At 72.1% G+C, this 24,221-nt stretch carries 23 protein-coding genes and 1 riboswitch; of the genes, 11 read left to right on the top strand and 12 right to left on the bottom strand.

Translation table 11 applies throughout. The annotated features are described in order from the left end of the window. Nucleotides 1-150: 150 nt before the first annotated feature. The 4 genes from ACZ592_RS03895 to ACZ592_RS03880 form a co-directional block, all read right to left on the bottom strand. Nucleotides 151-582 (bottom strand): energy-coupling factor ABC transporter substrate-binding protein, encoded by a 432-nt coding sequence (locus tag ACZ592_RS03895; protein ID WP_471579893.1) that lies wholly within the window; start codon nt 580-582, stop codon nt 151-153. Beyond that, a complete protein-coding gene (locus ACZ592_RS03890) occupies nt 582-1,328 on the bottom strand; it encodes an energy-coupling factor ABC transporter permease (RefSeq protein WP_471579892.1) in 747 nt (248 codons plus the stop codon). The genes ACZ592_RS03895 and ACZ592_RS03890 overlap by 1 nt, the downstream gene beginning before the upstream one ends. 30 nt (nt 1,329-1,358) lie before the next feature. Then, nucleotides 1,359-1,541: riboswitch (cobalamin riboswitch) on the bottom strand. Between the two features lie 108 nt (nt 1,542-1,649). Then, nucleotides 1,650-3,224 (bottom strand): PTS ascorbate transporter subunit IIC, encoded by a 1,575-nt coding sequence (locus ACZ592_RS03885; protein WP_471579891.1) that lies wholly within the window; start codon nt 3,222-3,224, stop codon nt 1,650-1,652. Nucleotides 3,225-3,253: 29 nt separating this feature from the next. Next, entirely contained in the window at nt 3,254-4,030 is a 777-nt protein-coding gene (locus ACZ592_RS03880) for a PTS sugar transporter subunit IIAB (RefSeq protein ID WP_471579890.1), read from the bottom strand. A 197-nt stretch (nt 4,031-4,227) separates the two neighbouring features. On the opposite strand from ACZ592_RS03880, the gene ACZ592_RS03875 reads away from it, so the two are divergent. Further along, the gene (locus tag ACZ592_RS03875) at nt 4,228-5,217 is read left to right on the top strand and encodes a DUF3048 domain-containing protein (protein WP_471579889.1); all 990 of its coding nucleotides are present in this window, start codon (nt 4,228-4,230) and stop codon (nt 5,215-5,217) included. Between the two features lie 122 nt (nt 5,218-5,339). Here ACZ592_RS03875 and ACZ592_RS03870 read toward each other — a convergent pair whose 3' ends face one another. Next, complete coding sequence (locus ACZ592_RS03870; RefSeq protein WP_471579888.1) at nt 5,340-7,562, bottom strand: MMPL family transporter; 2,223 nt, start codon at nt 7,560-7,562, stop codon at nt 5,340-5,342. Between the two features lie 552 nt (nt 7,563-8,114). Here ACZ592_RS03870 and ACZ592_RS03865 point away from each other — a divergent pair. Together ACZ592_RS03865 and ACZ592_RS03860 are read left to right on the top strand one after the other, a co-directional pair. Further along, nucleotides 8,115-8,897 carry an arylamine N-acetyltransferase family protein gene (locus tag ACZ592_RS03865; RefSeq protein WP_471579887.1) on the top strand — a complete coding sequence of 261 codons (783 nt, stop codon included), beginning with the start codon at nt 8,115-8,117 and terminating at the stop codon, nt 8,895-8,897. A gap of 112 nt (nt 8,898-9,009) precedes the next feature. Next, nucleotides 9,010-9,486 (top strand): VOC family protein, encoded by a 477-nt coding sequence (locus ACZ592_RS03860; protein WP_471579886.1) that lies wholly within the window; start codon nt 9,010-9,012, stop codon nt 9,484-9,486. Nucleotides 9,487-9,588: 102 nt separating this feature from the next. Here ACZ592_RS03860 and ACZ592_RS03855 read toward each other — a convergent pair whose 3' ends face one another. Continuing rightward, the gene (locus ACZ592_RS03855; RefSeq protein WP_471579885.1) at nt 9,589-10,320 is read right to left on the bottom strand and encodes a class I SAM-dependent methyltransferase; all 732 of its coding nucleotides are present in this window, start codon (nt 10,318-10,320) and stop codon (nt 9,589-9,591) included. Nucleotides 10,321-10,472: 152 nt separating this feature from the next. Here ACZ592_RS03855 and ACZ592_RS03850 point away from each other — a divergent pair, with 152 nt between their 5' ends. Then, nucleotides 10,473-11,303, top strand: coding sequence for a hypothetical protein (locus ACZ592_RS03850; RefSeq protein WP_471579884.1), 831 nt, complete (start codon nt 10,473-10,475; stop codon nt 11,301-11,303). 58 nt (nt 11,304-11,361) lie between these two features. Here the strand turns inward: ACZ592_RS03850 and ACZ592_RS03845 are convergent, their stop codons facing one another. Together ACZ592_RS03845 and ACZ592_RS03840 are read right to left on the bottom strand one after the other, a co-directional pair. Further along, nucleotides 11,362-11,859: a GNAT family N-acetyltransferase gene (locus ACZ592_RS03845; RefSeq protein WP_471579883.1), complete on the bottom strand. Its 498-nt coding sequence runs from the start codon at nt 11,857-11,859 to the stop codon at nt 11,362-11,364. A gap of 9 nt (nt 11,860-11,868) precedes the next feature. Then, nucleotides 11,869-12,489 (bottom strand): ArsR/SmtB family transcription factor, encoded by a 621-nt coding sequence (locus tag ACZ592_RS03840; RefSeq protein WP_471579882.1) that lies wholly within the window; start codon nt 12,487-12,489, stop codon nt 11,869-11,871. Between the two features lie 58 nt (nt 12,490-12,547). Between ACZ592_RS03840 and ACZ592_RS03835 the strand changes: the two genes are divergently transcribed. Further along, on the top strand, nt 12,548-13,462 hold the full coding sequence (locus ACZ592_RS03835; RefSeq protein WP_471579881.1) for a S41 family peptidase: 915 nt from the start codon (nt 12,548-12,550) through the stop codon (nt 13,460-13,462). Between the two features lie 50 nt (nt 13,463-13,512). On the opposite strand, the gene ACZ592_RS03830 is transcribed toward ACZ592_RS03835, so the two are convergent. Beyond that, nucleotides 13,513-16,293 carry an alpha/beta hydrolase gene (locus ACZ592_RS03830; RefSeq protein WP_471579880.1) on the bottom strand — a complete coding sequence of 927 codons (2,781 nt, stop codon included), beginning with the start codon at nt 16,291-16,293 and terminating at the stop codon, nt 13,513-13,515. A 221-nt stretch (nt 16,294-16,514) separates the two neighbouring features. Here ACZ592_RS03830 and ACZ592_RS03825 point away from each other — a divergent pair, with 221 nt between their 5' ends. From ACZ592_RS03825 to ACZ592_RS03810, 4 genes are all read left to right on the top strand, one after another. After that, the gene (locus ACZ592_RS03825) at nt 16,515-16,958 is read left to right on the top strand and encodes a DUF3093 family protein (RefSeq protein WP_471579879.1); all 444 of its coding nucleotides are present in this window, start codon (nt 16,515-16,517) and stop codon (nt 16,956-16,958) included. 46 nt (nt 16,959-17,004) lie between these two features. Continuing rightward, the gene (locus tag ACZ592_RS03820; protein ID WP_471579878.1) at nt 17,005-18,177 is read left to right on the top strand and encodes a diaminopropionate ammonia-lyase; all 1,173 of its coding nucleotides are present in this window, start codon (nt 17,005-17,007) and stop codon (nt 18,175-18,177) included. 303 nt (nt 18,178-18,480) lie between these two features. Next, nucleotides 18,481-18,921 carry a subtilase-type protease inhibitor gene (locus tag ACZ592_RS03815; RefSeq protein WP_471579877.1) on the top strand — a complete coding sequence of 147 codons (441 nt, stop codon included), beginning with the start codon at nt 18,481-18,483 and terminating at the stop codon, nt 18,919-18,921. A 155-nt stretch (nt 18,922-19,076) separates the two neighbouring features. Then, nucleotides 19,077-19,955 carry a cupin domain-containing protein gene (locus ACZ592_RS03810; protein ID WP_471579876.1) on the top strand — a complete coding sequence of 293 codons (879 nt, stop codon included), beginning with the start codon at nt 19,077-19,079 and terminating at the stop codon, nt 19,953-19,955. On the opposite strand, the gene ACZ592_RS03805 is transcribed toward ACZ592_RS03810, so the two are convergent. The 3 genes from ACZ592_RS03805 to ACZ592_RS03795 are packed head-to-tail and all read right to left on the bottom strand — an operon-like array spanning nt 19,940 to nt 22,839. Further along, a complete protein-coding gene (locus ACZ592_RS03805; RefSeq protein ID WP_471579875.1) occupies nt 19,940-20,383 on the bottom strand; it encodes a YunG family protein in 444 nt (147 codons plus the stop codon). The two genes, ACZ592_RS03810 and ACZ592_RS03805, sit on opposite strands and share 16 nt — an antisense overlap. 30 nt (nt 20,384-20,413) lie before the next feature. Next, nucleotides 20,414-21,676, bottom strand: a complete 1,263-nt coding sequence (locus ACZ592_RS03800) for a CaiB/BaiF CoA transferase family protein (RefSeq protein WP_471579874.1) — start codon at nt 21,674-21,676, stop codon at nt 20,414-20,416. Continuing rightward, nucleotides 21,676-22,839: an acyl-CoA dehydrogenase family protein gene (locus ACZ592_RS03795; RefSeq protein WP_471579873.1), complete on the bottom strand. Its 1,164-nt coding sequence runs from the start codon at nt 22,837-22,839 to the stop codon at nt 21,676-21,678. The genes ACZ592_RS03800 and ACZ592_RS03795 overlap by 1 nt, the downstream gene beginning before the upstream one ends. Before the next feature lie 125 nt (nt 22,840-22,964). Between ACZ592_RS03795 and ACZ592_RS03790 the strand changes: the two genes are divergently transcribed. After that, the gene (locus ACZ592_RS03790; protein ID WP_471579872.1) at nt 22,965-23,705 is read left to right on the top strand and encodes an IclR family transcriptional regulator; all 741 of its coding nucleotides are present in this window, start codon (nt 22,965-22,967) and stop codon (nt 23,703-23,705) included. Beyond that, entirely contained in the window at nt 23,702-24,208 is a 507-nt protein-coding gene (locus tag ACZ592_RS03785) for a GNAT family N-acetyltransferase (RefSeq protein ID WP_471579871.1), read from the top strand. Before ACZ592_RS03790 ends, ACZ592_RS03785 begins: the two co-directional genes overlap by 4 nt. Nucleotides 24,209-24,221 lie beyond the last annotated feature (13 nt).

The raw sequence follows: 24,221 nt of genomic DNA, 5'->3' as shown, positions 1-24,221 counted from the left end.
AGTAACAAACAACCCAGGTCCCGCTCCTGGGGGGGGGAGAAGCGGGCGGGCGGGGACGGCCATCCCGATCTAGACCCCTTCTTTTCCTGGTTGGTTTCTCCGCCCCCCCCGCCTCCTCTCCCCCCCCGCGTCGATGGGCAGCATCCCCGGTCAGAGCTGCTCGGTGTCGCGCCGGGTGCCTCCCGTGTCCACCGGCCGCCGGCCGGCCACCGGGTCGTCCCCGTTGCCCGGCTGCCCCGGGACGCCCTGCTCCCGCAGGTCGGCGGAGCTCTCCGCCTGCGCCTGGTCCGCGCCCTGGCGACGGCCCTTGCGCAGGCCGAAGTAGTACGCGAGGACGCCCGCGCCGATCGCCGCCTGCAGGGCGAAGAGCGCCGACTCGACTTCTCCGGACGGCGGTTCGTACAGCGGCGAGAACCACGGGTCGTAGTCCGGCTTGATCTCGGTGATCGCCGTCTCGGCCTGGGCGTCGGCGCCGGCGAACGGCTCCTTCTCGTCGTCTCCCATGCCGAGCGCCACGGGGAGGACGGCGAGCGCGGCCACGATGACGACGAGCAGGATGTTGATCTTCGTGTTGCGGTTCATCAGGCGCCGGCCCCCGTCTCGGTCTCGGTCTTGGTCGTGCTCGTGCTCGTGCTCGCGGCCGGGGCCGCGGTGGCCGCCTGCTTGCGCTGCAGCAGCACGCCGAGCCGGGTGAGCTCGCCCCTGCTCGACTGGACGAGCAGTCGCATCACCAGGACGGTGAGCAGTCCTTCGCTGACCGCGAGCGGGATCTGCGTGACGGCGAAGATGCCGCCGAACTTGCCGAGCGCCCCGAGGAACCCACTGCTGGGATCGGGGAACGCCAGGGCCAGCTGGACGCTGGTGACGCAGTACGTGGACAGGTCGGCGACGAACGCCCCGAAGAACACGGCGACCATCAGCGGCACGTCGTACCGCTTCAGGAGCCGGTAGACCGCGTACCCCGCCCAGGGCCCGACGATCGCCATGGAGAAGACGTTGGCGCCGAGCGTGGTGAGCCCGCCGTGGGCGAGCAGCAGGGCCTGGAAGAGCAGCGTGATGGTGCCGAGCACCGTCATGATGGGCGGGCGGAACAGGATCGCGCCCAGGCCGGTCCCCGTCGGGTGCGAGCAACTGCCCGTCACCGAGGGGATCTTCAGGGCGGAAAGGACAAACGTGAAGGCTCCGGAGGCGCCGAGGAGCAGCGTGCTCTCCGGGTGTTCCTTGACTTCACGGGTCAGGGAGCGGACTCCGTGGACGACGAACGGCGCGGACGCTACGCCCCAGGCGATCGCGTGCGCCGGCGGGAGGAAACCCTCGGCTATGTGCATGGCTCGGCAGACCCTCTCCAGCACCTCGTGGATGGACAACGCGCCTTGGCCGGTCTCCTGGCTGACGGGTCGTACCGACCGGACTCCGCCTTCCCGGGTACGTGTGCACCCAGTGGCTGCCGTGAGGCTGGAGCCGGACTTCCCGATCACAGTGGCGAGGGCCGCACCGGCATCACACCGGATTTCCCGTTCACCAAGGCGTGGTGACATTAGTGCGCAACTGATCAGCTGACAACTCGCGGGCCGGTTGCGACGGTGTCATGCCCGAGCGCGCACGCTGTCGCGTGCGCCCCTGTTCACGCCCCTGTCCGGCGGCGTTCCTCAGGTCCGGCTCTCCGGCGGCGGAGGCGGCTTCGGCGCCCCGCGCGGCGGCGCGATCTTCGCATACGCGACCGAGGAACCCCCGGACGTCCGGACGGCCGCCGCGGCCGGCGCCTCGTCGGGCGGCAGCAGCGCGTCACGGCGGGCGCCGGGGTCCCAGCCGGTCTCCACCACCCGCTTCTGGACGACGATCGCGCCGAGCAGGACGGCCACGCCGATCAGCAGCATCAGGACGACCCCGCCGGTCTCGCCCGTCTTGGCCGCATAGCCGATGACGGTGCCGAACCAGCCGAAGTCGGCGTCTCCGAAGGTGGTGTTCTCCTCTCCGAAGGCGCCGAGGACCTTCAGGAGCAGCGCGGGCAGGAAGGTGATGAGGACGCCGTTGACGAAGGCGCCGAGGGCCGCGCCGCGCCGGCCGCCGGTCGCGTTGCCGTAGACGCCGGCCGCGCCGCCGGTGAAGAAGTGCGGGACGAGGCCGGGCAGGACGAGGGCGAGCCCGAAGGCCGGGTGGAAGATCCAGGCGAGCAGTCCGAGGCTGATGAGGCCGCCGACGAAGCTGGAGATGAAGCCGATCAGGACGGCGTTCTGTGCATAGGGGAAGACGATCGGGGCGTCGAGGGAGGGCACCGCGCCGGGCACCAGTTTCCGTGCGATCCCCTGGAAGGCCGGGACGAGCTCGCCGAGGATGGTGCGGACGCCGAAGAGGATCACGGCGACGGCGATGCCGAACTGCAGGCCCTGCATGACGGACTGCATCACGTAGTCGCCGACGCCGCTCGCGCCCGTCGCCCCGTTCTCGCCGAAGGCCTTGAACGCCTCCTCCTTGCCGACCTTGCCGAGGAAGACCAGCGACATGATGAGGTAGATCAGCACCATGGACAGGGCGGTCGCGACCATCGAGTCGCGCAGGAAGCGCAGCCCTTCGGGCAGGTCCATCTCCTCGGTGCTGCGGCTGCGCCGGCCCACCAGCTGCCCGGTCGCACCGGCCGCGATGTACCCGGCGGTACCGAAGTGGCCGATCGCCACGCTGTCGTTGCCGGTGACGCGCTTGGTCCAGGGGTGCGCGAAGGCGGGCATGGCCACCAGCAGGATGCCGAGCAGGAAGCCTCCGACGACGACCACGACCCAGGACGACTGGCCCGCGATGGCAAGGACCATCGTCAGCAGGGTGGCCATGAACAGCATGTGATGGCCCGTCAGGAAGACGTAGCGCAGCGGGGTGAAGCGGGCCAGCAGCAGGCTGATGGCGAAGCCGAGGATCATCAGCCAGGCCACGCGGGCGCCGTACTGCTCCTGTGCGATGCCGACGATCGCCTCGTTGGTGGGGATCACCCCGTGCGCCCCGGTGGAGCCCTGGATCATCTCGCCGAGCGGGGCGAGGGCGCCGACGACGAGGGTCGCGCCCGCCCCGATCAGCAGGAAGCCGAGCGTCGCCTTGATGGCGCCGCCGACGACCTGCCCGACGGTCTTCTTCAGCGCGATCAGCCCCGCGGCCGTGATGAGGCCGATGAGGTAGGCGGGTTGGCTGAGGATCTCGTTGACGAGAAACTCGGCGATCGACACGAGCCAGTGCATGGTGGGTCCTCCTGGGCCGGGGTGGGCCGTCAGACGTCGTAGGTGTCCCTGAGTACGCGGTCGGCCTCCACCGCGCTGGTGAAGTCCTGGACGACCTTCACCGGGACGCCCACGTCACCGAGCGTCCTGGCGATCTCCCGCGAGGTGAGGATGGCGACGGCCTCGTTCGCCTTGCCCTTGGCCGAGATGGTGTCCGTCGCCTCGACGGTGACGTACCTGCTCCATCCCCAGCGGTCCAGGACGCCCTCGACGGTCTGCTTGAGGAACAGGCTCGTGCCGACGCCGTTGCCGCACACGGTCAGGATCTTGTGCAGATCACCGCCGCGGGCCGCCTCCTCGCGGGGCTCCGGGCGCGCTCCCCCGTCACGGAGGATGGCGTGCACGGCCTGCGGGGTCGCAGCCTCGCGCAGGGCACGGGCCGTGCCCGGGTCGGCGAGCAGGCGGGCGAGGGCGCCCATCGCCGCCGTGTGCTCGGAGGCGTCCCGCGCGGCGAGGCCGACGACCAGCTCGACGGGGTCGTTGGTGTCGTGCCCGAACGCGACCGGCTCCGCGAGGCGCACCCAGGACATGCCGGTGCGCAGGACGGCGGGCGAGGGCCGGGCGTGCGCGAAGGCGAGCCCGGGCGCGATGACGATGTAGGGCCCGTTCTCCTGGACGTTCTCGATCATCTCCGCGGTGTACGCGTCCGTGGCGGCGCCCGTCGCGACCATCAGATCACCGGCGTGCCGCACGGCCGCACGCCAGTCGGCCGCCGGGGCGTCCAGGAGCACGGCTTCCACGGGGAGGATCTCGTTGAGCGCTGCCATGCCCATGATTCTCGCCGACGTGCGCGGCGCGGCACGTCCTGAGCGCCGTTCGGAGCTCAGCCACGCGGGGCGCCCCCGGAAAGAGTGACGTGGCGGGGGTGGATGGCCCCAGCGGCGATTGGCCGCACCGCGCCGGGCGGTAAGTCTGCGCCAGCCACTGTGCACCGACTTGTTCCGCCACGAATGGAGACACCGCGATGGCAGCAACGACAGTACGGGCCGCCCGCCGCACCCGCCTCGGCGCGAAAGTGCTCGCGCTGCTCGCCACGGCCACGCTCACCGTGGGCGCCCCCTCCTACGCGAGCGCCCCGGCTCACGAGGCGGGCCCGCCGCCCCAGGAATCGCCCTTCACCGGGTTGAAGGCGGATCAGAACCCGATCCTCGCCGTGAAATTCGACAACTCGCGGATGGCGAGACCGCACACCGGCCTCGACCAGGCGGACATCGTCTACGTGGAGAAGGTCGAGGGCGGGATGAGCCGCCTGATGGGCGTCTACTCCAGCAAGCTCCCGAGGGCGGTCGGACCGGTGCGCAGCGCGCGTGAGTCCGACATCGAGCTGCTGCGCCAGTTCGGCCGCCCCGCCCTCGCCTACTCCGGGGTGCGCAGCTCGCTGCAGAAAGTGCTCAGGGACTCCCCTCTGTACGCCCGCCCGTACGGCCGCGTCCCCAGCGCGTACTTCCGCCAGAGCGGCCGTCAGGCCCCGCACAACCTCTTCGTCCGCCCGCAGGCGCTGCTGCGCACGGCCCCGAAGGCCGACCGTCCTGCCGACATCGGCTTCCGCTTCGGTCCGGCTCCGGCGGGCGGCACCCGCGCCGACGTGCGGACCGTCAGGTACGCGTCCGCCAGCCACTCCTTCCGCTGGGCGCCCCGGCAGAAGCGCTGGCTCGCGTCCTTCGACGGCGCTCCGGCCCGCGCCACCTCGGGGACCCGGCTCGGTGCCCGCACCATCGTGATCCAGTACGTGAACATGCGTCCCTCGCGCTTCAAGGACGTCAACGGCGCGGTCACCCCGTACATCGAGACGGTCGGCAGCGGCAAGGCGCAGGTGCTGCGCGACGGCAAGAGCTACGCCACGAACTGGAAGCGCTCCTCGGCCACCGGCGGCACCACCTTCACGCGACCCAACGGTGAGCCGATGCCCTTCGCGCCCGGCCAGGTCTGGATGGTCTACGCCGACCGCCGCTGACCCGCGGAGGAACTGACCGGCGCGACAGGCTGTGCGCGGACATGCCGGACGGGCCGGCCGGAACACCCCAAGGGGTGTCCCGGCCGGCCCGCTCAGCCTCGCTCAGCACGAGACGCGGTGTGTCACCTGCCCGCGGGCTCGAGCTCCCGGTCCGTCTCCGCCTCGGGCGAAGCCGTGGTGTCACCGAGGTTCTTGTGCAGCTTCTCGCCCTCCACGTCCACGTTCGGCAGCGCCTTGTCCAGCCAGCGCGGCAGCCACCAGGCGGTCTTGCCGAGCAGGGCCAGGACGGCGGGCACGATCGCCATACGGACGACGAAGGCGTCGAAGAGGACGGCGATGGCCAGGCCGAAGCCCATCATCTTGATCATGTCGTCGTTCTCCATGATGAAGCCGGAGAAGACGCTGATCATGATGATCGCGGCCGCGGCCACGACCCGCCCGCCGTGGGTGAAGCCGGTCACGACCGACTCTCCGGGGCGCGCCCCGTGGACGTACGCCTCGCGCATCCGTGTCACGAGGAAGACCTCGTAGTCCATCGCCAGGCCGAAGACCACACCGATCATGAAGATCGGCATCATCGACATGATCGGCCCCGGCTGGTCGACGCCCACGATGTCGGCGAGCCAGCCCCACTGGAAGACCGCGACGACGGCGCCGAGCGCGGCGGCCACCGAGAGCAGGAAGCCGAGCGCCGCCTTGAGCGGGACCAGGATCGAGCGGAAGACCAGCATCAGGAGCAGGAACGCCAGGCCCACGACCAGGGCCAGGTAGGGCACGAGCGCGTCGTCCAGGGTCTGCGAGAAGTCGATGGTCATGGCCGTCTGGCCGGTGACCAGGACCTCGGAGCCGGTGTCGGACCCGATGCCGTCGGTGGTCGAGCGGATCGACTTGACCAGTTCCTCGGTCTTGTGGTCGCTCGGCCCGGTCTTCGGGACCACGTTCATGATCGCGGTGTCGCCGGCCTTGTTGGCCTGGGCGGGGGTGACCGCGGCGACGCCGTCGAGCTTGGCGATCGCGTCGCCGACGGTCTTGGCGGCGCCCGCCACGTCGGCGTCCTTGCTGACGGTGACCATCAGCGGGCCGTTGAATCCGGCGCCGAAGGACTCGGACAGCATGTCGTACGCCTTGCGCTGGGTGGTGTCCGGCGCGGACGTGCCCTCGTCGGGCAGGCCGAGCTCCAGGCTGGCGGCCGGTACGGCCACGGCACCGAGGCCGAGGACGGCGACCAGGAGCACGGAGAGCGGGTGGCGCAGCACGAAGCGCGCCCAGCGGGTGCCGAGCTTCGGCTTGGCGTTCGGGTCGGCGAGCGAACCGGCGGGCTTCTTGCGGTCCTTGCGGCGCAGCACCTTGCGGCCCGCGAAGCCGAGCAGCGCGGGGATCATGGTGAGCGCGATGAGGACGGCGATCACGACGGTGGCCGCCGCGGCCAGGCCCATCTTGGTGAGGATCGGGATGTTGACGATCGCGAGGCCGGAGAGGGCGACGACGACGGTGAGTCCGGCGAACACCACGGCGGAGCCCGCGGTTCCGGTGGCCCGGCCCGCCGCGTCCTCCGGGGTGCGACCCTCGGCTATCTCCGCTCGGTAGCGGGAGACGATGAAGAGGGCGTAGTCGATGCCGACGGCGAGGCCGATCATCATCGCGAGCGTCGAGGTCGTGCCCGAGAGGTCCAGGACACTGCCCAGCGCCCCGATGCCCGAGATCCCGATGCCCACGCCGATGATCGCGGTCAGCAGCGGCATGCCCGCGGCGACCAGCGAGCCGAAGGTGAGGATCAGGACGACCGCGGAGATGGCGATGCCGATGAGCTCGGCGCTGCCGCCCATCTCCTGCTCGGCCATGACCGCGTCACCGCCGGTCTCGACCGTGAGGCCCGCGTCGCGGGTCTTGTCGGTCGCCGCGGTCAGCGCGTCACGGGACTTGTCGGTGAGTTCGGTGGCGACCACCTTGTAGGTCACCGCGGTGTAGACGGTGCTGCCGTCCTTGCTGACGGACTTGGTCTTGTAGGGGTCGTCGACGCTCGATACCTGGGAGCCCTTGCCTATCGCCTCGACGAGCTTGTCGACCTCGGCCTTGGGCTTGCCGGAGGTGATCTTCTCGCCCTCGGGGGCGCGGATCACGACACGGGCGCTCGCTCCGTCGGCGCTGGCGTCGGGGAACCGCTTCTCGAGCAGGTCGAAGGCTTTCTGGGACTCGGTTCCCGGCATCGAGAACGAGTCTTCGGGCGGGGCGGGAGCGGCCGAGGCGGCGAAGCCGGCTCCCGCCAGCAGCACCACCCACAGCAGCGCCACATAGCGGCGTCGCCGGAAGGCGAGGCGGCCCAGTCTGTACAGGAACGTAGCCACGGCGAAGGGGCTCCCGTCGGGTTCGGCAGGTGGGTGCGGTCGACCCTCTGCCGTTGCGATCGGCGCACGTCAGCGGGTCCAGCAGGATTCCTCTCCATCCTCACTGCCGAATGAGCGGCGCAAGTCCGCCTGCGAGCCGGACTATCGGCCCACGGTCGCTGTACTGCGCCGCACGCTGAGTCATCCCCTGGGATGAGAGCGGATCTCCCTTTCTAGGCCACAGGGTGCAGTCACGTGTCAACAGTTTCTTCGTCATTGGCGCGGAACTTTCCACTCCCCTTCCGTCGCCCTCCAGCTGAACCGACATGTCTGCACTACACACGTACCTGTGCCGCCAGGAGATGGATATGGCCGGTGGCCGGAATTCGCCGTCGCAGGCGGCCCGGGGCGCGCCTCATGCCGTCCCGCACCCGGGAACTGACGGCCGCGGAGCGGCGGTACGCGGCGGAGGACGGGGCCCGGGCTCGTTCGGGAGTCCTAGGACCGACGGACGGTGCGCACGCCGTCCCGGGCCCGTGGCCGGGGCCCGCGCGGCCCACCACACTGGGCCTCATGGACACCGAACGGATCGACGCCTACCTGCGGCGCATCGGCGCCGAACGCCCGGCCGCCCCCACCACCCGGGCCCTGCGCGACCTGCACCTGGCGCATCTGCGCAGCGTCCCCTTCGAGAACCTCTCGATCCACCTGGGCGAGGACATCGAGCTCACCGACAAGGCGCTGGTGTCGAAGGTCGTGGACGCGCGCAGGGGCGGCTTCTGCTACGAACTCAACGGCGCCTTCGCCGCCCTGCTGACCGCCCTCGGCTTCGACGTCACGCTGCTGCAGGCCCGGGTGTACGACGACACGGGGCGCCCCGGCATCCCCTTCGACCACCTGGCCCTGCGCGTGGGCACCGAGGACGGCGGCGACCGGCTGGCGGACGTCGGTTTCGGCACCCACAGCCAGCTGCCGCTCGCCTTCGGCGACCGCGGCCCGCAGAGCGACCCCGGCGGCACGTTCCGCCTGGCGGAGACCCCGGAGGGCGACCTGGAGGTCCTCAAGGACGGCAAGCCGCAGTACCTCCTCGACCGGCGCCCGCGCGTACTGGCCGACTTCAAGGCGGGCGCCTGGTACCACCGCACCTCGCCCGACTCCCTCTTCACGCGGTCCCTGGTCTGCTCCCTCCTCACCGAAGAGGGCCGGGTCACGCTCAGCGGCCGCACCCTCACCACCACCGTCGACGGCGAGCGGCAGATCGCCGAGCAGACGTCGGAGGCCGAGGTGCTCGCTGCGTACGAGCGGCACTTCGGCATCGTCCTGGGACGGGAACCGCAGGTGCGGAAGATCGGCTGACCGGGGCGGGGCGGGCGTTCGCCGCGTGCCGATGAGTTTCGGGCGGTGCGACGGTCCACCCAGGCAGACAGGACGGCGGGCAGGACCGCCGCACACGCGACAGGAGAGCGTCATGCCAAGGATCACGCCCAACCTCTGGTTCGACCTGCAGGGCGAGGAAGCAGCGACGTGCTACGTCTCGGTCTTCCCGAACTCGGAGATCAAGAACGTCACGTACTGCGGGGAAGGCGCCCCGCACCCGGCGGGCACCGTGCTGACCGTCGAGTTCGTGCTCGACGGTCAGCACGTGACGGCGATCAACGGCGGCCCGCAGTTCACCTTCGACGAGGCCGTCTCCTTCCTGATCGACTGCGCCGACCAGGACGAGGTCGACTACTACTGGACCAAACTCTCCGAGGGCGGCGAAGAAGGCCCCTGCGGGTGGCTGAAGGACAAGTACGGCCTGTCCTGGCAGGTCGTGCCCACCATCCTCGGCGAGCTCGTCGCCGACCCCGATCCTGCGCGGGCCCAGCGCGCCATGCAGGCGATGTTCGGCATGAAGAAGCTCGACGTGGCCGCGCTCCGGGCGGCGGCCGACGGCACGGCGTAAGAGCCGCGTGGGCGCGGCCGCGCCGCGTCCCCGGCGATCGCGGCCCTGCGGACGGGGGTGCCGTGGGGTCCGGCCGCGCCGGCGTTCAGGGCGCCCGCGCCGCTACCTCTTCCGGCCCAGCACCAAGCGCTGGCGGGGGCTGCCGTCGCGGCCCCTGCCGAACTCCTCCAGGGGCCGTAGCCGCACGTCGAACCCGGCGTCGGTGAGATCCTCGCGCACCCCGCCGAGCGGGAAGGTCCGGTAGTACATGACGAACGGCGGGCGCCACAGGAGGTTCCGCACGCGCATCACGCCGTCGAAGCCGAGCAGCGCCCAGTACCAGGGGGACGCGAACGGCTGCGGGGCGCCGATCGGGAACGCGAATACGCCGCCGGGGCGCAGCGCCCGGTGGACGCCGGCGAACAGGGCGGGCCGCTCGGAGGGCAGGAAGTGACCGAACGCCCCGAAGCTGACGGCCAGGTCGAAGGCGCCCGAGAACGGCAGGGCCCGGGCGTCGGCCCGCACCCAGTCGACCACGGGCCCGTCCGCCCCCTGCTTCGGCACCGTCGCGGCCGCGGTGGCCAGCATGCCCGCACTGAAGTCCACTCCGGTGACGCGCTCACGGCACAGCGGCAGCAGCGTCTCGACGCCCGCGCCGGTTCCGCAGCACACGTCAAGGCCGGAATCGAAGGGGCCGAGGGCGCTCAGCTCGTCCGCGACGGCCCTCAAGAATCGGCCAGGCGTACGAAAGGGCGTGTGGTCGAACTTCGGGGCGAGCAAGTCGTACCCGTGCTCGGTGGACGAGAACGCCTGAACGGCGAGCTCACGCAGCGTGGGACCCTGGGAGGAGAACATCGGCTCCAGGGTAGTCAGGAGGGCGCTCACCGGGGTCCTCGACGGGGCGGTGCGATGGCCGGATACCGCCACGAGGTCTACCGGGGGGTGCCACAGGTCGGGTAGAGCTGCACGTCAGCCCCAGACCCGTTCCTCGCTCCCGGAGGTACCCCATGGCCACAGACCGGCACAGGACAAGGACCGCATCGGGCAAGACCCGGTTCGACGACATCTACGACCAGCCGGACCCGCGCGCCTACTTCCGGACGCTGGCACCCTTCGAGTACGAGATACCGCAGCACGCCCAGGCGGTCTTTCGCCGCACCCGCGACCAGCGCGCCCAACTGGCCGACGGCGCCCCCGTGACGGTCCTCGACCTGTGCTGCTCGTACGGCATCAACGCGGCGCTGCTCAACCACGACCTCACGCTCGCCGACCTGTACGCGCACTACACCTCGGAGGAGGCCGCCGCTCTCACGCCGGACGAACTCATCGAGCGCGACAAGGAGTTCTACGCCTCGCGGCGGCGCGCCGATGCCACACCGGTGATCGGCCTGGACACGGCCGCGAACGCCACCCGCTACGCGCTGGACGCGGGGCTGCTCGACGAGGCGTATGCCGAGAACCTGGAGCGGCATCCGCCCAGCCAGGACCTGCGCAGGGCCGTCGCCCGCACCGGCCTGATCACGGTCACCGGGGGCATCGGCTACATCTCGCACCGCACGTTCGACGCGCTCCTCGACAACGCACGGCTGCCGGTCTGGGTGAGCGCGTTCGTGCTGCGCACCGTGCCCTACAAGCGCATCGCCGACAGCCTGGCCGCGCACGGCCTCGACACCGTCACGGACACCTCGCGCACCTACACGCAGCGGCTCTTCACCAGCCCCGAGGAGCGCCGCGACGCGGTCCGCCAGGTGATCCTCGCCGGCGCGGACCCCACCGGCCACGAGTCCGAGGGCCGCTACCACACGCGGCTGCACGAGTCCCGGCCGCGCACGGACTGACCCGGGACCGCACGGCCGACGCCGTCCCGTGGACCTGCTCCGCCTCCTGGAGCGAGCCTCAGAACGTCAGGGCGTAGCTGGTCCCGGGCCGGCCGTCGAGCCGAGTCTCACCGCCGGGTACGAAGCCGGTGCGCAGGAGCACCGCCCGTGAGCCCGGGTTGTCCAGCGTCGTCGCGGCGCGCAGCCCTGTCAGCCCGTACGCGGTGACGGCGAGGTCGCAGACCTGCAGGACGCCCCGGGTAGCGAGGCCCCGCCCCGCCGCCTTCTCCGCGATCCGGTAGCCGAGCTCGGCGCTGCCGGCCGCGACGTCGACCAGGTTGATCCGGCCGAGGATCTCGCCCCCGTCGCCCACCAGCACATGGAAGTAGCACTCGCCCAGGGCCTGTTCGGCGAGCAGGGCCGCGTGCCGCGCGTCGAAGTCCCGGAAGTAGGCGTCCGACCGGTCGGGGACCGTCGTGGCGAAGTAGGCGCGGTTCGACTCCTCGAAGGAGAGCAGCGCCGGCGCGTGGTCGGCACGAAGGAGCTGCAGTTCGGGGGCGGTTGAGGACGTAGGCATGCGAGAACCTTACGCAGGCTTCGGACCGGGCTTCCCGTCCGGCGGCCGCACGTGCTCGTAGAGCGCCACCAGCACCCCGTGCACCGACTCCTCGTCCGGCTCCTCCTCCGCCTCGTCGACCAGTCGGGCGAGCGTCTCGCCGAGCTGCCGCGCCTTCTCGGGACTGAGGCGGACATGGCGCAGGGAAAGGGTGGTCCGCGGGGAGCGGTCCAGCTCGTGGGCCACGGCGCCCAGCATCGCGGCGGTGCCCGCCGCCTGCGGTTCGGCCACGGCGATCCGCTCGGTCGACCGCCGGTAGTACTGCTCGGTGCCGCCCCTGACCTTCCGGGTCTCGGCCACCCGGACCAGTCCGGCGGCACGCAGCACCTTGAGGTGGTGCGCCACGTTGCCCTTGGCGGTGTCCAGCTGCGCCGACAGCTGGCTGATGGTGGCCTGGCGGTGCCCCAGCACGAAGAGCAGGCGCTGCCGCAAGGGGTGCGCCAGGGCCGCGTGCTGCTCCGGCGACTCGATGGCGAGCACACCGCCCGGTGGGGGTTCCTGGTGCCGCCGGTGCTCGACGAGCTCTTGGTCCTGCTGGTGCTCTTGGTCCTGCTGGTGCTGCTGGTTCCTCTGACGCTGCTGATCGGGCATGCGTCAAGTGTCTAATACTCTTGACGCTTTGGGAAGCAGACTGCTCTACTCCCTCCCCATGACCACCGTGACGCAGCACCTCAGCAGCACCGCCATCGTCGAGGAGACCGTCCAACTCCTCCTGGACCACTACACGTTCCCCGACATCGCGGCACAGCTCGCCCCGCTGTTGCGGCGTCGGCTCGCCGGCGGCGCGTACGAGGTGACGGACCCCGCCGAACTGGCCTCGCTGGTCACCGCGGACCTGCAGTCCCTCAACGGCGATCCGCATCTGCGCCTCAAGCACCACAGCGGCCCTGTGCCGCAGAAGCAGGGCGCCGCCGCTCTGGCGGCGATGCGCAAGGAGTTCGACTCCTCACTGGGCGGGGCGCCCCGGGTGGAGCTGCTGTCCGGCGGGGTCGCTCTCCTCGAACTGGCCCCCAAGCTCTTTCCGTTGGAGTGGACCGCCGATGCGCTGACCGCCGCCCTCACCCTGGTCGCGCCCGCCGACGCCCTCGTCGTCGATCTGCGCGCCAATACGGGCGGGGACCCGGACACGGTGGCGTTCGTCTGCGGCCACCTGCTCGACGAGCGCACGCACCTCAACACCATGTACTGGCGTGACGGCGATCGCCTCGAACAGTCCTGGAGCCCGGCGCACGTGCCGGGTGCGCGCTTCGGCGGCAGCAAGCCGCTGTACGTACTGACGAGTGCCCGCACGTTCTCGGCGGCCGAGGAACTCGCCTACGACCTGCAGCAGCTGGGCCGTGCGGTCATCGTGGGCGAGCCGACCCTCGGCGGGGCGCATCCGCGTGACGGCTGGACGGTGCATCCGCATCTGGAGGCGTCCATCCCGGTGGGCCGCGCGGTCAATCCCCTCTCGGGAACCAACTGGGAAGGGACGGGGGTGCGCCCCGACGTTCCCTGCGACGCGGCCGACGCGCTCGTCCGGGCGCACGGCTTGGCACGGGCAGGGGCGGCCGACTCGGCCTGAACTGCGCCGAGTCGGCCGCCCCTCGCCCTGTTACGGGTGATGACGGGTTGCTACGAGGCGTTCCGGACCGTCCCCGTGACGGTCGGGCCCGGGCGCGGCTCCCAGTTCGCGTCGTAGACGGAGAGCCGGGCCTTGAGGAATTCCTCCGGCTCGCGCACCGAGTCCTTGGCCGTGGGAACGCGCACCTCCGCGCTCTTCTCGCCCGCGGGCACGTTCAGGAACAGCTCCTGGCCCTTCAGCGCCTTGGACAGCGGACGTTCGGGGCGGGGCGACACGTCGAACTGATCCTTCAACCAGCGCGCGTCCACGTCCAGGGTGGAGAGCTCCTTGCCCGCGTCGACGGGCAGGAAGGAGAGGCCCGCCATGATGTCCACGTCGACCGAGTCCGCCAGCGTCATCCGCCACGTCAGCGGCTTGCCCTCGGTGACCCGGTCCTTGACCGGTTCGAGCGCCACCCTCGGCATCGGGTCGTCGTTGCGTGCGATCACCCCGCCGCGGTAAGAGCCGACCACCGCGCCGCGCACCGCCTTGACCAGCGCGTCGTACGCGACGTCATAGCCGAAGCGGGTATTGCCGCGCACCGCGACCGGCACGTCGACGCGGGTGCCCGGACGTACCGTCACCGTCCGCTGCGTGACCTCGTCCGTGCCGGGCTTGGGCACGAACAGACGGATCGTGCCGCTGCCCTTGCCCGTGACGCTCACCGGCACGTGGTGCGTGCGCACCCCGGAGTCGCCCTCCTTGACGCTCAGCCGGCCCACGTCGACGCGCGGCAGCTCGGCCGGCTCGACGGCGGGCGTGCCAGGGCGCCGGCCCCAGGCGTCCATCAGCCATGCCTTGCCCGAGCCGGTGCGCGGGGTGAACTCCAGGGTCTTGATGTGCTGGAGGTCCAGGGCGGCCCGGGCCGCCGACGGCAGCGGCACACGGACTTCGCGCCCCCAGTAGGAGGCCGTACGGCCACTGCCCGGCAGTCCGTCGACGCGGACGCCGCCGAGCTTCGCGCGATGTCCCGAGCCGTCGACGAGGGCAACGTCGAAACGGGTCCCGGTGGTGTTCGGCGGCACGATCAGCCGCAGTGCCACGTCCTTGGCGCCGGCCAGGGAGACCGGGCGTTCCGGGCTGATCCGCACCGGGGAACCCGCGCGCGACCAGCGCATCGCCACCGCGTCACGGCCCGCCTCCGGGGAGACCTCCCAGCCGGCGAAGTGGGGGGAGGACCCGGCCGTTCGCGAGGACAGGCAGGCGCGGGCGTCGTCCGGGGTCACCTGGGCGCACAGCCGTCCGCCGGTGACCTTGGTCGAGGCGCCCGGCAGCAGGGCCTGCGTGCGGTGGGCGCCGACGGCGTGGGTCAGCACGCGCGCCGGGTCCGCCGAGGGAGCGCGACGGTTCGCACCGTCCAGGAGGGGGCGCACCCGGTCGTCGCCGGCGACGAACAGCCGGGCCGCCGCGGCTATGTAGGTCGCTCCGGCGGCCTGCTGCCGCGAGGCGCTCAGCCGGGTCCTGGTGCCCTTCGAGCAGACCGGGTCGGGCCCGTCGTCCTCGAAGAAGTCGTCGGAGGAGGGGGCCTTCGACTGTCCCGGAGTCCACTCGCTGTTGAAGAAGTTGTGGTTGGCGCCGACCATGTACACGGCGCTGTGCAGGGCCTTGCCCCGGCTGACGCCGCGCGTGCCGTCGACGTAGATCTCGCCCTGCAGGTCGGAGACGTCTCCGTCGCAGCCCGGCAGGATCGTCGCGGAGGGCACGTCGGGGGCCGGGTTCTGACCGAAGACGGTGGGGCCTATCAGCACGTTGCCGCGGATCTTCCAGCGCACCGGGCCTCGGTAGCCGTCCTGCTCGGCGGGCGCGGGGTACAGGCTGTCGAGGGCGGCGCGGTTGACGCCCTCGCCGCCTCGGGAGTGTCCGACGAGCAGGACGCGGGACAGGTTCGCCGGTGCGACGGCGCGCACCGCGGCCGGGGCGGTGGAGCGCTTGTCCGTCCACTGGGCCCACCGGGCGAGGTGCTGACGCACCAGCGACGAGCGGGCCTGCGCGCCGCCGTCCTCGGCCCGGTCGTCCTGGCCGTTGATGCCGTTCGCGGCGATGGAGACGGTGACGTAGCCCTGGGAGGCAAGGAGTTTCTGGGCGCGCAGGTAGCCCGACTGGCTCGGCACCGGCTTCGTGCCGCCCCGGCAGGGCCAGCCCATGCCCTGTTCGCCCCGCGCGCCGTAACAGGTGTAGTGGCGGCCGTGCAGGAACAGGGCCAGCGGCCGCTTCCCCGGTGCGTCGGCGGGTCCGACCACGTCGGCCCGCATCTCCACCGGCGCCTTGAATCCGGGCAGTTTGACGGAGTCGAGGGTGTACGAGCCCTTGACCGTGCGGTAGCGGCCGGGCTTTCCGGGGTCGACCGCGTTGGCGGGCGGGAGTGCCGCGGGTCCGGCCGTCGGGGCGGGCCTGGGGCCGCGCGCCTCCGCGTCGGTCCCGGCCTCGTCCAGACGGCGCCCGGCGGCCAGTACCTTGAGCTGCTCGGCGGGGCCGATGCGCGCGCCGTTCAGCGGCAGCCGGAACGACCGCCCGTCCCGCGCGACCTGGGGCCTGCCGAGCAGCTTGTCCCCGGAGTAGAACTCGACCCGCGCGTTCCCCATGGGCACGGGGTCGGGTGAGGCCCACACGAGCTGTTTCTCCGCGCCCTTCCCCGCGAGCCCCCAGCCCTTCGGCAGCCCTTCGCCGTCACCGGCCGCCGATGCGAGCACCGGGGGTGGCCCGGATACCGGCGGGTCGGCGGCGGGCCCGGCGTGGGCCGCGCCCGGCAGCACCGCCGTGAGCGCGCTCACCGCCAGTACCGCGGTCGCCACGCGTGCGACACCTCTCAAGGTGGTCTCCTCGTCCTCACACACATCAGGGAACGCGTGCGAACTCACGTTCCCCGCTTACTCCTTCGATGACGGGATTCGACGGCCCCGAGTTGCCTCCCGGAACCGACGGGTGGCAAGAGGCGGGCGTGACGCGGGAGATGGGGCGCACCTTGCGGGAACCCCCCGCTTCCGGCCGTGCGCTCGCCTGCCAGGATGCGTGCATGCACATCTACGAAGAGCGGCTGAGCGTCCCCCGCTCCTGGTGGGGACTGGTCGCGCTGGGCGGCGCCGGGCTGGCCCTGGGCGCACTTCCCTTCGGAGCGATCGCCGCGGTGACGGCGGCGACGGTCGGCATCGCCGTGTCCGCCGCGCTCGTGCACCTGCACGGCAGCGTGCGCATCCTCGTGACACCGGGGTCACTCGTCGTCGGCCAGCGGACCATCCCCATCGAGGCGCTCGGCGCCACGGAGATCCTCGACGAACGGGAGGCCTTCGAGTGGCGCACCGTGCGGGCCAATCCGTACGCGCTGCTGCTCCTGCGTTCCTACGTCCCCACCGCGCTGCGCATCGAGTTGCGGAACGCGTGGGGCGGCGCGCCCTACGTCTACGTATCGACGCGGCAGCCCATGAACCTGGCGGCGGTGCTGGCCTTCTCCCGGGGCTGAGAACGCGCGCTGGACCCGCCGGGAGACCGGGCCGCACGCTGGTCCCGTGAGCGATCAAGAGAACGACCCCACGGCCGGCTCCCCTTCACCCCTCCCCTGGTACGCGCGGCCCGCCGCACGCGCCTGGACGTGCGACCCACCTCCACGGGACGCCCGGCGCTTCCACGCCACCCTGCCCGGCTACGCGCCCACACCCCTGCACGAACTTCCCGCCCTGGCCCGGGAGCTCGCGGTGGCGAGGGTCTTCGTCAAGGACGAGTCGGCGCGGCTCGGACTGCCCGCCTTCAAGGCGCTCGGCGCCTCCTGGGCGATCGACCGGATCCTGGCACACCGCACGAACAGCACCCCCCGCCCTGCCGACGGCCGCGCCCTGCGCCTGGTCACCGCCACCGACGGCAACCACGGCCGGGCCGTCGCCCGCATGGCCCGGCAGTTCGGCCGGCGCTCCCATGTCTTCGTGCCCGACGGCGTGCACCCCGCCGCGGTCGCCGCCATCGAGGGCGAGGATGCCGAGGTCACCACCGTGACCGGGTCGTACGACGCGGCGGTGAGCCGGGCGAAGGCCGCGGCTGCCGCGCCGGACGCGGTGCTCGTCCAGGACATGGCGTGGGACGGGTACGAGGAGATCCCGTCGTTGATCGTCGAGGGGTACGCGACCCTGTTCGCGGAGGTCGACGCCCAACTCGGCGCCGCGGGCGTCGCGTCACCCTCCTTGGTCGCCGTCCCGGTCGGCGTGGGGTCGCTCGCCCAGGCCGCCGTCACGCACTACCGCAGCAGCCCGGGGCGCGCGTCCGGGCCGGGCGGCACCGCTCCTGCGGCCCTCCTGTCCGTGGAGCCCGTGACGGCCGCGTGCGTCCTTGCGAGCCTCCTCGCCGGACGGCTCACGAGCGTACCGACGGGCAGCACGGCCATGGCCGGACTGAACTGCGGCACGCCCTCCACCCTCGCCTGGCCGCGGCTGCGCGACGGCCTGGACGCGGCGATCGCCGTCACCGACACCGCCGACGCGTCGGCCGCGCGCGACCTGGCGGGACTGGGCGTCGCGGCAGGCCCGTGCGGCGCCGCACCGCTGGCCGGTGCCCGTGCCGCGCTCACCGGCGCCGGCAGCCCCGAGCGCCGCGCGGTGCTCGGGATCGGGCCCGGCTCCACCGTGGTGCTGATCAGCACCGAGGGAACGGCCGCCAATCCGCGTTCCGCCGAGGCCCCAGCGCGTCAATGAGCCGTATGCGGCGGCCCGTCCAGCGATGCTTTCCGGTCGATACAGATCGTCGAAGCGCGAACCAATTTCCCCTTCACGCTGGTCAGCAAGTGGTTCTTGCTTATACCAACGCGCGAAGTCCACATGCTGGACAGGGGGAAGGGAAGCGCTCCCACAACCTCTGAGCTGCCCGAACGAGCGTACGAGTACCGCTCACCGGACACTTCTATCCGGAAATCGACCACTCGCCTGGCGCTCACTCTCCGCACCGGCAAGACTCCTCACCGCAGTCACCAACCGCATCGACTCGAAGGAGAGTTCACCATGCGTCGCACCCTCAAGGCCGTAGGAGCCGCCGCGGCAGCGGCGACCTGCGTCCTCGCCGGGACAGCAGGCACCGCGCAGGCCGAGGCCCCGCAGGCGAAGAGCCTCTACGCGCCCACCGCCCTGGTGTTCACGGTCGGTCAGGGCGAGGACGCCGCCTCCACCTCCGTGGAGCGCGCCGTGACGCTCACCTGCGCGCCGCGCCCGGCCGGCACCCACCCCTCGGCGGCCGCCGCGTGCGCCGAACTGACCAAGGTCGGCGGCCGGTTCGCCGAGCTGGTGCGCAGCGATGCCGACGTGGTCTGTACCAAGGAGTGGCGGCCGGTCACCATGACCGTCGGCGGTGTCTGGAACGGCAGGCACGTCGACTGGTCCGCCACGTTCGCGAACCGGTGTGAGATGCAGGCCGGTCTCGGAGAGGGTGCCGCACTGACCTTCTGACGGGATCATGCCCTGAACCACACTCAGGGGAAGTCCCGGTGACCTTTCGTGGGGGAAGGCGGCCGGGACGCGGGGCGGCCCCCGGTGTCGGGTGACACCGGGGGCCGTAGTGTCGTCACCCGGCCCCAGCAGACATCCGACGTCGCGAGGAGTTCATGGTGAACCAGCCCGCCACGCCCGCTCCGCAGGAAGCACCCTCCGGCTCGCCCCACGCACACTCCGCACCGCAGGCAGCGTCCGCGCCGCAGACAGCCTCCGCCCCGCACGCAGCCTCCGCCCCGCACGGGCCGACGCCGGGCTCGCGGGAGGCCGCACCCGGCCCCTACGAGGGGCTCCCCGGCGGCATCGGGGTGTCGCTGCTGCGCGTCTACGACTGGCCGGCCGCCGACGGGGTGCGCGGCGGAACTCCCCATCTGCACCTGACCTGTTCGGAGGGGTACGCGGTGACCGGCGGCAGCGGCGCCGTGCAGACCCTGACCGCCGACGGCATCCGCACCACTCCGCTCTCGCCCGGCGCCCTGGTCTGGTTCACCCCCGGCACCATCCACCGCCTGGTCAACGACGGCGACCTCACCATCACCGTCCTCATGCAGAACTGCGGGCTCCCCGAGGCCGGGGACGCCGTCCTGACCCTGCCGCCCCCACTGCTCGCCGACCCCGAGGCCTACCGCGCGGCCGTGACGCTGCCCGCCGACGCCGGCGAGACCGAACTGGCGGCCGCGGCCCGGCGCCGCCGCGACCTGGCCGTCGAGGGCTTCACCGCACTCCGTGCGGCGACCGCGGCCGGGGACCCCGAGCCGCTGGCCGCCTTCCACCGGGCGGCGGTCGCGCTGGTGCGACCGCTCGCATCGCAGTGGCGGGAGCGCTGGCGGGCGGGCGCCGCCGCGGCGGCGGCGGCGACCGGGGAACAGCTCGACCGGCTGGAGCGCGGCGACGCCGGCTATCTGGCGCACGCCGCGGTCCGCTCCGAACAACCGTCGGCCCGGGGCCGGTTCGGCATGTGCGGACGGCTCGACGTCTACGCGGTGACCTGAGCCGGCGCCTGCCCCGCCCGGCCCGTCCGTCCCGCCCGCTCCCGGGCCACCTCGTCGAGTCGTTGCAGAACCCGCTCGCGCAGCAGCTCGTACTCCTCGCGGAGCCGGCGGATCTCCGGCGGCCGGACCACGACCGTGCCGCCGCTCACGATCTCCTCGGGCGCGAACTGTTCCCGGGTCAGGTCCACTTCGTGGCCTCCGGCGAGTCTGTTCCACCAGTGGAAGTCCGTCCGCTCGCCGTCCACATGGACCTCCCCGCGCAGCAGGTCGCCGCCCAGCAGGTCGTGCAGGACCAGCGCGGTCACGCCGCACTGGTCCCGGGCGGGGTTGTCGGTGCTCCACCGCGGACGGTGCGCGGGCGTGGTGGTGTCGGCGCTCCAACTGTCGCGTACGGCGGCTTCGATGTCGGTGAGAAGCAGAAGACTCATGCCCACCACCCTGGCACCCGCCACTGACAATCACGGTTCGACGGTGGTCACCGGCTCGTCCGCCGTCGCCGCCGCGCGCACCGCTCCCCGCGCCACCGCCCGGTCGATCGCCGACGCGCCGAGCCCACGCGCCGCGAGCACCTCCCGAGTGTCCGCCCCCGCGCCCCGCACCTGCGGCCGCACCCGCGCCGGCGTGCGGGACAGGGACACCGGTGAGGCGAGCCCGCGGTAAGTACCGTCCTCGACGACGAGACCGCGGTGGCGCACCTGGGGTGCGGTCAGGGCCTCGGCGACGTCGTGCACGGGCGAGGCCGGGATGCCTCGGGCCGTGAGGAGGGCGACCAGTTCGGCGCGGGGGCGCGCGGCGATGGCCTTCTCCAGGGCGGCGCGCAGCTCCTTCTGATGGCGTACGCGGTCCGGGTTGGTGCGAAAGCGCGGGTCATCGGCCAGGGCCGGCATCTCCAGGACCTCCGTGAGCGCGCCGAACTGCCGGTCGTTGCCGACCGCGACGAAGAGCGGCCCGTCGGCGGCGGCGAAGGAGTCGTAGGGAGCGATGCTGGGGTGCGCGGAGCCGGTGCGGCGCGGCACGGTGCCGTCGGCGAGCCAGGACGCCGAGTGCGGGTGGAGGAGACTGACCGCGGTGTCCAGGAGGGTGCAGTCGACGAGTTGGCCGAGGCCGGAGCGGTGGCGTTCGTGCAGGGCCAGGAGGATTCCGGAGAAGGCGAGGATCCCGGTGACCTGGTCGACGACCGGCACGCCCACGCGCAACGGCGGTCCGTCCGCCTCGCCGTTCACGCTCATCAGCCCGCTGTAGGCCTGCAGCACCGCGTCGTATCCGGGCTGTCCGCCGAGCGGCCCTTCGGTGCCGAAGCCGGTGACGCGGCAGTGGACGAGGGCGGGGAAGCGGCGCCGTAGTTCGTCGTCCGGGTAGCCCCACGCGGCGAGGGTGCCCGCCTTGAAGTTCTCGACGAGGACGTCGGTGTCGCCCAGGAGCGTGTCGAGGATTTCCCGGCCCTCGGCCAGGGACAGGTCGACGACGATGTTCTTCTTGCCCCGGTTGAGGTTCTGGTAGTACGCGGAGGTGTCCGGCGCGACGAACGGCGGCCCCCATCCGCGGGTCTCGTCCCCACGCGGGGGTTCGACCTTGATGACGTCCGCCCCGTGGTCGGCGAGCAGCTGCGCGCAGTACGGGCCGGCGAGGACCCGGGACAGGTCGAGCACCCTGAGCCCGGCGAGAGCACCGGCGGACGGGGCGCCTGCGGACGGGCCGGGTGCGGCGGCGGGATGTGTCATCAGTACGACCTCGGCAGACCCAGCACATGGCTGGACACGTAGGTGAGGATCATCTCCTGGCTGATCGGGGCCAGGCGCAGCAGCCGTGACTCCCTGAAGTACCGCTCCACGTGGAACTCCTTCGCGTATCCCATCCCGCCGAGCGTCTGCACGGCCCGGTCGGCCGCCTGGTAACCGGCTTCCGCGCACAGCCACTTGGCCATGTTGGCCTCCTTGCCGCAGGGCAGCCCCTGGTCGTACCGCCAGGCGGCGTTGCGCGCCATGAGTTCGGCGGCGTCGAGCCGGGTGGCGGCCTCGGCGAGCGGGAAGGCGATGCCCTGGTTCTGCCCGATGGGGCGGTCGAAGACGACACGCGTGCGTGCGTAGTCGACGGCGCCGCGCAGGGCGGCCCTGCCGATGCCGAGGGCTTCGTGGGCCAGCAGGATCCGTTCCGGGTTGAGGCCGTCGAGGAGATGGCGGAACCCCTCGCCCTCCTCCCCCACGCGGCAGGACGCGGGCACGCGCAGCCCGTCGATGAGGACTTCGTACGAGGCGACGGCGTTGCGGCCCATCTTCGGGATCGCCCGCAGTCGCACCACCTCGGAGTCGATGTCGACGAGGAAGAGCGTCATGCCGTCGGTGGGCCGTTCCTCGTCGCGGGGTGCCGTGCGGGTGATGAGGACCATCTTCTGCGAGTGGCCCGCCTTGGTGATCCAGACCTTGCGCCCGCTGATGACGTACGTGTCGCCGTCGCGGCGGGCGACGGTGGAGATGCGCGTGGTGTCCGTGCCCGCGTCGGGTTCGGTGACACCGAAACAGACGTGCAGCGAGCCGTCGGCGGCCCGCGGCAGGATCTCCTCGCGCAGCTGTGGACTGCCGTGCTTCACCAGGGTGTTGAGGCCGAAGATGGTCAGGTGCAGGGTGCTGCAGCCGTTCATGCCCGCGCCGGATGCGGCGATCTCCTGGAGCAGCAGGGACGCCTCCTGGATGCCGCGCCCGCCGCCCCCGTACTCCTCGGGGATCGCGATGCCCAGCCAGCCGGCCCCGGCGAACGCGTCGTAGAACTCCTGCGGGAACGCCGCCCGTTCGTCGTGATCGGCCCAGTACGCGTCGGGGAAGCGGGCGGCGAGTGCGGCGACGGCGCGGCGGATGTCCTCCTGCTCCTCGGTCGGGGCGAAGTCCATGGATCACTGCCTCAGTTCGTATATACGATTGCCGAGTCGGATATGCGTGAGGCTAGGAGCCGTATGATCGGCCGGTCAAGAGCCACTCGCCGGCCAACGGCCGCTCGACGGAGAGGAGTCGGGACATGAGCGAGGGGGCCGCACCCAAGGAGCACAGGACCGTCAGCCGCGTGACGGGCATCCTGGAGTGTGTCTCGCGGCGCGGCGGCGCCAGGATGCAGGAGCTCGCCGACACGCTCGACGCCCCCAAGTCGTCGGTGTTCGGACTGGTGAAAGGCCTCGTCTCGACCGGCTATCTGGTCGAGGAGCACGGGGTCTACCACCTCGGGCCCGCCCTCGGCAGTCTGCTGCCGAGGCCCGGACAGGACCTCGCGGGCACCGCGCTGCCCACCCTGGAGGCGCTGCGGGACCGCTTCGGGGAGACGGCCATGCTGGGTACCGCCGTGGGCGATTCACTGGTCTACGCGAGCGCGGCGGAGTCAGGGCAGCTGATCCGCTACTCGGCGCCGCTGCGCACCCGCCGCCCCTTGTACCCGCCGAGCGCCGGAAAGGTGCTCCTCGCCCATCGCACCCGGGCCCGGCGCGACACGTATCTCGGCACGCTGATCAGTGATCCGGCGGCACGTCGGGCGGCCCACGCCGAGCTGGAGGGGGTCCGCGCCTCCGGTGTGGCGTTCAACCGCGGCGAGACGCTCCCCGACGTGACCGCGGCCGCCCGGCCCGTCCTGGTGGACGGACGGGTCCGCGCGGTGATCGCGGTGGCGGGCCCCACCTCGCGCACCGCGCGACGGCTCCCCGACATCGCGGACGCGCTCGTGGACGCGACCCGCACGCTCGCCGCCCGGCTCGGCACAATGCGCCCATGATCCCCACCGAGACACACACCGCCCGGCTCGACCTCGTACCGCTGCGGGAAGAGCACGCCGACGAGATGGCCACCGTGCTCGGCGACCCGGCGCTGCACACCTTCATCGGCGGCGCCCCCGACGACGTCGATGCGCTGCGCGCCCGCTACCGGCGGATGCTCGCCGGTTCCCCCGATCCGGGCGTCTCCTGGTGCAACTGGGTGCTGCGGCTCCGCGAGCCCGGCCGTCCGTCCCTGGTCGGAACGGTGCAGGCGACCGTCACGCCGGACGGCCGCGCGGAGATCGCCTGGGTGGTCGGGACCCCGTGGCAGGGGCGCGGCTTCGCCTCCGAGGCGGCCCGCGGTCTGGTGGCGTGGCTGGCCGGACAGGAGGTGCGCACGGTTCTCGCGCACGTCCACCCCGACCATGCGGCGTCCGCCGCCGTCGCGCGGTCGGCGGGCCTCACCGCCACGGATGAGGTCCATGACGGCGAGATCCGCTGGGAGTTGACCCTACGGGGGTGAGGCAGAGACGAGC

It is taken from the genome of Streptomyces sp. NPDC040622 (genome assembly GCF_055593965.1).
The sequence above is the reverse complement of the archived record's forward strand: the minus strand, read 5'-3'. Positions and strand labels throughout refer to the sequence as shown.